9 protein-coding genes and 1 pseudogene are annotated in these 9110 nt (G+C 65.1%); 5 read left to right on the forward strand and 5 right to left on the reverse strand.

The annotated features are described in order from the left end of the window. Together KBY71_RS15155 and KBY71_RS13400 are read right to left on the reverse strand one after the other, a co-directional pair. Nucleotides 1-156 (reverse strand): RNA methyltransferase PUA domain-containing protein (locus KBY71_RS15155; RefSeq protein ID WP_315858566.1); only part of this gene is annotated, 156 nt, incomplete at its 3' end. A 113-nt stretch (nt 157-269) separates the two neighbouring features. Then, nucleotides 270-713: pseudogene (locus KBY71_RS13400) on the reverse strand (DUF3531 family protein); the annotation flags it as partial. Nucleotides 714-774: 61 nt separating this feature from the next. On the opposite strand from KBY71_RS13400, the gene KBY71_RS13405 reads away from it, so the two are divergent. Together KBY71_RS13405 and hslO are read left to right on the forward strand one after the other, a co-directional pair. Continuing rightward, nucleotides 775-1455, forward strand: coding sequence for an ABC transporter ATP-binding protein (locus KBY71_RS13405; RefSeq protein WP_254929394.1), 681 nt, complete (start codon nt 775-777; stop codon nt 1453-1455). Further along, a complete protein-coding gene (hslO, locus tag KBY71_RS13410; protein ID WP_254929395.1) occupies nt 1452-2369 on the forward strand; it encodes an Hsp33 family molecular chaperone HslO in 918 nt (305 codons plus the stop codon). Before KBY71_RS13405 ends, hslO begins: the two co-directional genes overlap by 4 nt. Before the next feature lie 236 nt (nt 2370-2605). Here the strand turns inward: hslO and KBY71_RS13415 are convergent, their stop codons facing one another. After that, nucleotides 2606-3586, reverse strand: coding sequence for an IS5 family transposase (locus tag KBY71_RS13415; RefSeq protein WP_254929396.1), 981 nt, complete (start codon nt 3584-3586; stop codon nt 2606-2608). Nucleotides 3587-3669: 83 nt separating this feature from the next. On the opposite strand from KBY71_RS13415, the gene KBY71_RS13420 reads away from it, so the two are divergent. Next, a complete protein-coding gene (locus tag KBY71_RS13420) occupies nt 3670-5163 on the forward strand; it encodes a DUF1254 domain-containing protein (RefSeq protein ID WP_254929397.1) in 1494 nt (497 codons plus the stop codon). Next, nucleotides 5160-6575 carry a DUF1254 domain-containing protein gene (locus tag KBY71_RS13425; protein WP_254929398.1) on the forward strand — a complete coding sequence of 472 codons (1416 nt, stop codon included), beginning with the start codon at nt 5160-5162 and terminating at the stop codon, nt 6573-6575. Before KBY71_RS13420 ends, KBY71_RS13425 begins: the two co-directional genes overlap by 4 nt. Here KBY71_RS13425 and KBY71_RS13430 read toward each other — a convergent pair. Continuing rightward, nucleotides 6549-7298 (reverse strand): glucosamine-6-phosphate deaminase, encoded by a 750-nt coding sequence (locus KBY71_RS13430; RefSeq protein WP_254929399.1) that lies wholly within the window; start codon nt 7296-7298, stop codon nt 6549-6551. The two genes, KBY71_RS13425 and KBY71_RS13430, sit on opposite strands and share 27 nt — an antisense overlap. An 8-nt stretch (nt 7299-7306) precedes the next feature. Then, nucleotides 7307-8581 (reverse strand): SpoIID/LytB domain-containing protein, encoded by a 1275-nt coding sequence (locus KBY71_RS13435; protein ID WP_254929400.1) that lies wholly within the window; start codon nt 8579-8581, stop codon nt 7307-7309. Nucleotides 8582-8677: 96 nt separating this feature from the next. Here KBY71_RS13435 and KBY71_RS13440 point away from each other — a divergent pair. Further along, nucleotides 8678-9110, forward strand: a 433-nt coding sequence (locus tag KBY71_RS13440; protein WP_254929401.1) for an MBL fold metallo-hydrolase, incomplete at its 3' end; no start/stop codon positions are given.

Genomic DNA, 9110 nt, shown 5'->3' on the forward strand with positions numbered 1-9110 from the left:
CCCATCCACCACCGCAAAGCGATCACCGGGGCGCAAGCGCAGCACCCGGGTGAGGTAATGGAGCTCCTGGCGATCCAGCTCCAGCTCAGCGCCAGCAGAGGGGCCGGCGGGCAAGCGACCGGGGGTAATTAGCAGACGGCGCAGATCCCGAGTCACGCTGCTTTCTAGTCGCGGGACTGGGGGTCTTCATAATCATCGTCAGCTTCACCAACGTCTTCGTCATCTTCATCGTTGTCGTCTTCGTCGTTGTCTTCGTCCTCAAGCTCATCGAGGCCAGGGAACAGGGCATCGGGTTGCTCCTCGATCGGCCAGTCGTCGTTGAGGCCACCAATCAGCAACTCCTCAATTTCGAGCACGTCGTTGTTGAGCTGGCCCAGGGCATTGATCAACACGTCGAGGGCGAAGGCATCACTGGTGCCGAGATCCACCCAGCAACGCGCCCACTCCTCCTGATATTCCATAGGGCCCATGTTGTGCATCAGGGCTGGCAGGGCGCCGGCAGCAGCCTCGTGGCTGTAGGCCATCCAGCCCAGCTCCGCGCCCTCCTCGTGGGCCTGGAGGTTTTCGGCGTTGAAGCCCCCCAACTTGCCCAGGTAAAACCAACTATCGAAGGCGGTTTCCAAGTAGCCGCGCTCACCCGAACCCACCGGGTGGGGGAAACGCATCCAGATCCAGCAGTTGAAGGGATTGAATTCGCGGAAACGCACCTCCATGGCGGATTGGCTGCAACAGAGAACTGGCTCAATCAAACACGCCCGCCGGCATGCTGGGGGGATGCTTGAGCTCCGCAACGTCAGCTACCAACCGGCCACGGCGGTGGCACCGGTGCTCTGCGGCGTCAGCCTCACCCTGGCCGTGGGCCGCGCTTCCCTGGTGGCCGGCCGCAGTGGCAGTGGCAAAACCACCCTGCTGGAGGTGATCAGCGGCTTGGCCGAGCCCTCTAGCGGCCAGGTGCTGTGGGAAGGCGAGCGGCTCAATGGTCGCCAGCTTCGCTGGCTATGCGGCCTGGTATTTCAGTTTCCGGAGCGCCATTTCCTCGGCCTCAGCGTGGGGCAGGAGCTGAAGCTCGGTCACCGCCGGCTCACAGCAGAAGAGGCCCAGGCAGCCCTGCAACTGGTGGGTATGGAAGGGTTGTCATTGCAGCAGGCGCCGGAGCAGCTCAGCGGCGGCCAGCAAAGGCGCCTGGCCCTGGCAGTGCAGCTGCTGCGCAACCCCCGGGTGCTGCTGCTGGATGAACCCACCGCAGGCCTCGACTGGGCCGTTCGTGGCGAAATCCTGGAGCTGTTGGCGGCCCTGTCCCAGGAGCGGGCCGTGCTGGTGGTCACCCACGAGCCGGAGCTATTTCGCGGCGTGATCGATGGAGGCTGGCGGCTGGAGCAGGGTCAGCTGGAACCTCTCGGCGCGCTGCCTACGATGGCTCCAACGATGGCCACCCCCCAGGAAAACCAGCCTTGAGCGACCAACTTCTCCGGGCCACGGCCGCCGGCGGCGGCATCCGCATGGTGGCGGTCAGTACCACCCAGGCCAGCCGCACCGCCAGGGAGCGCCACCAGCTCTCTTTTCTCGCCAGTGCCCTGCTGGGCCGGGCCATGACGGCTGGGCTGCTGCTGGCCAGCTCGATGAAGGTGGCCCATGGCCGTGTCAACCTGCGGATTGCCTCCGATGGCCCCTTGAAGGGCCTGATGGTGGATGCGGGCCGCAACGGCACTGTGCGCGGCCATGTGGGCTACCCGGGCTTGGAGCTCGAGCTGCTGAAAGATCCAGAAGGCCTGGCCCACTTTGACTTCAAAACCGCCTGCGGCACCGGCTATCTGCACGTGGTGCGAGATCTGGGTGAAGGCGAGCCCTTCAGCTCAACGGTGGAGCTGGTGAGCGGCGGCATCGGCGAAGACCTGGCTTCCTATCTGCTGCACTCCGAGCAGACCCCTTCAGCGGTATTCGTGGGCGAGCAGCTCGACAAGAGTGGTGTGGTTTGCAGTGGCGGCGTGCTGGTGCAGGTGATGCCAAAGGCCGCCCGCGAACCAGCGCTAGTGGCCCTTCTCGAGGAGCGCTGCCGCGAGGTGAAGCACTTCAGCCAACGACTAGCCGAGTGCGAAGGCCAGCTACACAACCTGCTCGAAGATATTTTTCCAGACCTCGATCCCCAGCCCCTAGAAGATGCTGAGGCCTGTACGCCGGTGCGGTTCCACTGCCCCTGCAGCAGGGAGCGCAGCGTCAGCGCCCTGAAACTGCTTGGCCAAGCTGAACTGAGCTCAATTTTAGTGGAGGACGGCCATGCCGAACTTACCTGCCACTTCTGTAATGAGATCTACACAGTTGGGGCATCAGAGCTGAGCGAACTAATCGCAGAGTTCGACTCTTCCCTATAGACAACAAGCCCTAGTCTGTTGATAGCAAGCCATGGGCTGTTCCAACAATCAAACAACTAGCTGGTTAGGGAGTCTCTGGGCAACATGGGATTAAGAAGCTTCTGAATTCAAAACTGTCGCGTTCGACTGCAATTTGATTTAGCAGGGCTCCCATAAGTGCTCTGCCGTTATTTCCCACCTATTTTTTGGTGGTTTTGAGGTCTATTGAGGCCCCCCGGACACACCATTCCCTCCGTTCATGTCGCCAAGAGCAACAGGCGGCGCGCTAAGAATAGGTTCGTGAGTGCAGCGATCACGTTGACCTTGCAGCGGTTCTTGGCCATGCCACGCAGCCGGGTTTTCTGGAAGCCGAACTGTTGTTTGATAACCCGGAACGGATGCTCGACCTTGGCGCGTACGTGTGACTTGGCTGTCTCGATCAGATCCTGCAGCTTCCCATCTGGGGTGTTCGGCAAGGATCGCCGTTTTCCGGGACGCATCGCTACTCGGAATTCTGCTGAATTGCCCGCTATATCGCCCCTCTTGGCGATGCCGTTGTAGCCGGCGTCGCCGTAAACCACCTCTTCATCACCATGCAACAGCTCGGCGACAGGGGTGAGGTCATGCACGTTGGCGGCCGTGGTGGCCACTGAATGAATCAGTCCGGAGTCCTTATCGACGCCGATATGGATTTTCATTCCGTAGTACCACTGATTGCCCTTCTTGGTCTGGTGCATCTCTGGATCTCGCTTCCCCTCTTTGTTCTTGGTGGAGCTGGGCGCCGCGATCAAGGTGGCATCAACGATCGTGCCTTGGCGCATCGTCATGTCCCGCGCACTGAGGTGGGCTTTGACGACCTCAAAGATCTGCTCGCCCAGCCCGTGCTTCTCCAGCAGGTGGCGGAAGGTGAGAATCGTGGTTTCATCCGGGATCCGATCGCTGATCAGCTCGATGCCCGCAAAGCGGCGCATGGTGGGCACCTCGATCAGGGCCTCTTCCATGGCCGGATCACTGAGGGAATACCACTGCTGCAGCAGATGGATCCGCAGCATCGTGGCGAGTGGATACGGGGGGCGGCCGCCTTTCTTACTCGCTTTGGGGTAGTGGGGCTCGATCAGATCGATGAGTGCCTGCCATGGCACCACCACCTCCATCTCAGAGAGAAACTTCTCCCGTTTGGTCTGCTTCTTGGCTGTTGTGAGCTCGTAATCCGAGAAGCCAAGCTGCTTGCCGCCCATCAACCCAGTCCTGGCATGCGGTTACAGGCTCATTTTCGCGCAGATAGGCTGGGTTTTCCAGAGTCTCCCTAGCACCCCGCTTAATGCCCCCTGTCCGCCCCGCAGCGCTATCCCTGGGAATCCTGGCCCTGCTGGCCCCCCTGAGCAGCCCGTCCCTGGCCCAGGCCGCACCCACCGCCTCAGCCAAAACCAGCGTGGACACGCCGGCTTTGGGACGCCTGCAACTGGAGAACGGCTACCCCACGGCCGCCACCGCCCGCAAGCTCTACGACACCCTCGACCTGCAGCGGGCCACCCAGGGCTACCTGTGGGCCCTGCCCGCGGTGGGCTTCAAGGCCCTCTACGACGCCCAGGCGAAAACCATGGGCGTGCGCAACGGCGATGTGCTGCTCTACCGCACGCTGCAGGACAAGGCGGGGATGCTCACCCCCAACATCACTACCCTCTACGCCTTCAGCTTCTGGGATCTGGCCAAGCAGGGGCCGCTGGTGGTGGAGGTGCCGGCCGGGCTCACCGCCGGCGGCGTGCTCGACATCTGGCAGCAGCCGATCACCGACCTGGGCCAGACCGGGCCCGACAAGGGCGCCGGCGGCAAGTACCTGATCCTTCCCCCCGGTGGGCCGGAGGTGGTGGCCCCGGGCTACCGCATCTTCCGCTCCCCAAGCAACCAGGTGTGGTTCGGCACCCGGGGCCTGGCGCCGGACAAGGCCGTGGCCGAGGCCACCGTGCGCCAGCACCGTCTCTACGGCTGGAACGAACGCACCAACCCAGCGGCCACCGGGTACAGCGAGGTGGGCGGGCGCCCCTGGCAGTCGGCCCAACCCGCCGATCTCTCCTACTGGCGGCTGCTCAGTGATCTTTACGCCAATGAGCCCGTCGCCCCCCGCGATCGGATGATGTTTGGGATGCTGTCGCCCCTGGGCATTGCGCCGGGCCAGCCTTTCAAGCCCGATGCCCGGCAGGCACGAATCCTCAGCGAGGGGGCCCAGCTGGGTGACCTGATGGCCCGCACCATCGCCTACGACAAGCGCACCCCTGGCGCCACGGTGTACCCCGGCAAGCACTGGGAGTACGCCGTGCTGTTCGATCTGGATCAGGAATCCCCCGACAAGCTGCGGGTGCAGTTCGACGAACGCAGCTCCTGGTTCTACGAGGCCATAGCCATGTCGGTGGGGATGCAGGGCCGGGTGGTGGGCTTCGGCCAGGTGTATCTGGAGGCCTCCATAGATGCCAAGGGCCAATGGCTCGACGGCGGCCGCAGCTATCGCATGCGCGTGCCGGCCAATGCGCCGGTGAAGCAGTTCTGGTCGATCACCCTCTACGACAACCTCAGCCGCGGCCCGCTGATCACCCCCCAGGGCGCCGCCGACCTCAGCTCCCGCAAGCCCGATCTGGCGAGCAACGCCGACGGCTCGGTGGATGTGGATTTCGGGCCAATCCGGCCTGCCGGTGCCAAGAACTGGATCCAGACCACTCCAGGCAAGGGCTGGTTTGCCTACTTCCGCTTCTACGGCCCCACCGAGCCCTATTTCGCCAAAACCTGGCAACTCAACGACATCACGACGATCCAGCCATGAAGACCAGCAACCAGCGTCCGCCCAGAAGCCTGGGGCTGATCCTCGCCCTGATGGCAGTGACCAGCGCCGCGCCGGGACCAGCCCTAGCCGCCTCTGTGGCGCCAGCCCCCACCCCCGCCGAAGCGAAGGCCATCGCCGCTGAGGCCTGGCTCTACGCCTATGCCTCCCTGCAGGGCTACCAGACCTTCTGGAACCAGACTCAGAACAAGGCCTTTCCGGGCTATGTGGGCGGCTTCAACCGATTCCGTCATTACAGCCGCTCCGCCACCCCGGCCGACACCGACATCGTCACCCCCAACAACGACACGCCCTATTCCTGGACCTGGCTGGATCTAAGGGCTGAACCGATCGTGCTGAAGCTGCCAGCCGTGCCGGCACCCCGCTATTACGTAAACCAGTGGGTCGACCTCTACACCCACAACTTCGCCTACACCGGCGTGCGGGCCACGGGGCGCGGCGCCGGCACCTATTTGTTTGCCGGCCCCCGTTGGCAGGGCAGCGTGCCCAAGGGGATCACCAAGGTGTTCCGCGCCGAGACAGATTTCGTAGGCAGCCTCACCCGCACCCAGCTCAACGGGCCCGGGGACATCCCAGCGCTTCAGGCGCTGCAGGCGAAATACCAGTTGATCCCCCTTTCGAGCTTCGAAGGGACCAAGCCGCCCAAGCCCGCTCCGCCGGTGAACTGGCCCGCCTGGGATCCGGCAAAGGCCGAGGGAATCGGCTTCATCGGCTACCTCAACGCCCTGCTGCCGTTCATGCCCACCGTGCCGTCGGAGCAGGGGATGATGACTCGCTTTGCCCGCATCGGCATCGGCCCGGGGCGGCCCTTTGACCCCAAACAACTGACTCCCGCCACCCGCAGCGCCATCGAGGCCGGGGTGGCCGCCGCCGCCACCAACCTGCGCAGCAAGGCCCTGGCCCAGAGCAGTTCCAAGGGCTTCTTCGGCACCCGCGAGGAACTCGGGAGCGATTACCTCACCTACCGGGCCATGGGGGCGATGCTGGGGATCTACGGCAACAGCAGTTCCGAGGCCTTCTACGCCACTCAGCAGAAAGGCCCCGACGGCAAGGTGCTCGATGGCCGCCGCCAGTGGGTGCTGCGCTTCCCCGCCGGCCAGCTACCGCCGGTGAGTGAGTTCTGGTCGATCACGATGTATTCACTCCCCCAGCGATTGCTGGTGGCCAATCCGATCAACCGCTATTCGATCGGGGATCGCACCGAGGGCCTGAAGCTGGGGGCAGATGGCTCCCTGGAGATCTATCTCCAGCATGAAAACCCAGGCCCAGCCAAGGTCTCCAACTGGCTGCCGGCTCCTGCTGGGCCCTTCTTCTTCGTGGGCCGTCTCTATGGGCCAGGCCCGTCGGCCCTTTCAGGGCAATGGCAGCTACCTGCCCTGCAGGAACGTCCCTAGGGCCGCCCGATCCGCCACTACCTCCAGCCGGGGGTGGTGCTGCAGCCAGCTGGCTGGCACCTCAGGGCAGGGGGGCTCCTGCAAAGCCCGTTTCAAAATGGCCGCCTTGCTGGCCCCGGTGACCACCAGCAGGATCCGCTCTGCCGCCAGGATCTCCGCCAATCCAAGCGTGATCGCCTGGGCCGGCACCGCCTCGGGATCGCCGCCAAAGGCACCAGCGTTCTGGGTCCGGGTGGCGGCGCTGAGGGTCAGGCAGCGGCAGGGGGCTTGAGCTCCGCAGGGGGGCTCGTTGAAGCCCACATGGCCGTTTAAGCCCAAACCAAGCAGCTGCAGCCCCACACCACCAGCAACCGCGAGGGCGGACCCGTAGCGCCTGGCCTCAGCCTGGGGATCGGCCGCCAGGCCATCGGGCAGCAGCACCTGCTCAGGCTGCAACCCCAAGGTGCGCTGCAGCCGGGCAGCCATGAAGGCCGCAAAGGAACGGGTATCGGTGGCCGCCAAGCCCACATATTCATCCAGGTTGAAGCTCAGCCAGCCCTGGCGGATCGCCTGCTGTTGCGCCCCACTGAGCTGCTCAAGCTCCTGGGCTAAGGCCGCGTAGACAGGCTCCATGGTGCGGCCCGTGGCCAGTCCCAGGGGAAGCCGGGGCCGCTGCAGGCACTCTTCCAGCAGGCGGGACGCCACCGCAGCAGCCACGGCCGGCCCATCAACGAGGGAGCGCAACTCCAACTTCAGGGACTGACGTAGGAGCGCAACTCCGTTCCGCGGTAGTAGTGATGCAGGATCTGCTCGTAGCTCTGGCCCCGGTTGGCCATGCCGTGGGCGCCCCACTGGCTCATACCCACACCATGGCCGAAGCCCCGGCCGATCGCCAGCAGCGAAGGCGGCGGCAGTTGCACGGGCACCTGATCCGGGGTGATGGCAGGCTCGGCAGCCCGCGGCATCAGCGGCGGCAAGGCAGGAAGGAAGGTGGGCAGGGAAGTTGGCAGGGCCGCCAGCTGTGGGGCCAGCACCTCAAAGCGCACCATGGTGCTCTTGAGCCCCAGGCGGCTGCGCAGCTGGGCGCCGGTGAGCACCAGGGTGCCGGCAGGGCCAGTCACCCGCGCCTGGCGCACCCGACCGGAGCCGGTGGTGGCGAGCACATCGATGCGCTGGGCACCGCCGATCTCGCCAAACGCCTTCTGCAGCTGCTCGGGCTCCAGGCGCAACTGCCAGGCGTGCACCGGGCTGTGCTGATCAAAATCGGGCACGCTCACCAGGTAGGGAAGCTGCTGGCTCCAGAGATCACCGCTGTTTTCGGTGCTGCCACCGGCGCTGCTGTGAAAAACCGCGTTGGCCAAGCTGGGACCAAACATCAACACCTGGCCGCTGGTGCTAACCACCGCCTGACGGGTTGAAGGGGTTTCCGCCTCAACACCCTTGTAAACCTGGCTCGAAACGGTGGCGCTCACGTCAAAAGCGGCAGCTGGCTTGCGCTGGCGCAGGGCATAGGTGCGGGCGGCCACCGCCTGAGCGCGCAAGGCCGCCTGGGGCCAGCTCGCCGGCATCTCGCTAGCCACCACGCTGGGAAGGTAGGCCTCGAGGGGCAAATGGTTCACGGCCTGTAGGGATGAGCTACCCACAAGCACCTGCAGTCGGCCGCGATAGCCCCGCTGCTGTAGCTGAAAATCGGCGCCTTCCTGGGGGCTGAACTGCAAATCCAACGGGGGGCCAGCGGACTGGGCTGCCGGCTCCAGCCAGAGCTCTCTAACTGCAGGCAGTCGCTCCACGCCGGCGGCTCGTTCCAGCACAAGGCTGCCGGCAGCCAGCTGCAACACCACCGGCTCCAGCGGCGCCAGCGACCAGCGCTGGCTACCGGCCCGCAAAACCAAGGGCTGCTGAGGCGCCGCCAGCGTGAGCTTGACCGTTTCGAGCAACAGCACCCGCACCTGCGGGTTGGCCTGCTGGGCCCGCAGCTGTCCCGGAGCAGCACCGGTCAGCACCAGGGCGCTTGCCAGCAAAGACACCAGGGGAAAGCGCAATACGGGCACGGAGGCTGCTTCTCCCGACTCAGGGGGCCCATTGTGCCCGGCGTGGCAACATGCGCCAGAGGCAGCACGACCGTGCAGGTCACCTTTTTAGGCACCAGCTCCGGTGTGCCCACCCGGGGCCGCAATGTCTCGGCCGTGGCGCTGCGTCTGCCCCAGCGCAGCGAGCTGTGGTTGTTCGACTGCGGCGAGGGCACCCAGCACCAGTTTCTGCGCAGCGATCTGCGGGTGAGCCAGCTGCGGCGGATTTTCGTCACCCACATGCACGGCGACCATGTATTTGGCCTGCCCGGCCTGCTGGCCAGCCTCGGCCTGGCGGGCACCTGCACGGGCATCGACCTCTACGGCCCCGATCCCCTGCGCGACTACCTCGAAGGGGTGCTGCGCACCTCCTCCACCCGGATCAGCTACCCCCTTCGCACCCACCGGGTGCGATCCGCTGCCGAGAGCGGTGCCCTGCTCCTCGATGACGACGACCTCACGGTGCGCTGCACGCCGCTGACCCACC

This window comes from Cyanobium sp. T1B-Tous (genome assembly GCF_024345475.1).
In the GTDB taxonomy this organism is placed as follows: Bacteria; Cyanobacteriota; Cyanobacteriia; order PCC-6307; family Cyanobiaceae; genus Cyanobium_A.

What these genes read in the sequence shown, in the direction of transcription:
- KBY71_RS13405 (WP_254929394.1), top strand. Translation starts at nt 775, where the DNA reads ATGCTTGAGCTCCGCAACGTCAGCTACCAACCGGCCACGGCGGTGGCA.
- KBY71_RS13420 (WP_254929397.1), top strand. Translation starts at nt 3,670, where the DNA reads ATGCCCCCTGTCCGCCCCGCAGCGCTATCCCTGGGAATCCTGGCCCTG.
- KBY71_RS13425 (WP_254929398.1), top strand. Translation starts at nt 5,160, where the DNA reads ATGAAGACCAGCAACCAGCGTCCGCCCAGAAGCCTGGGGCTGATCCTC.
- KBY71_RS13415 (WP_254929396.1), bottom strand. Translation starts at nt 3,586, where the DNA reads ATGGGCGGCAAGCAGCTTGGCTTCTCGGATTACGAGCTCACAACAGCC.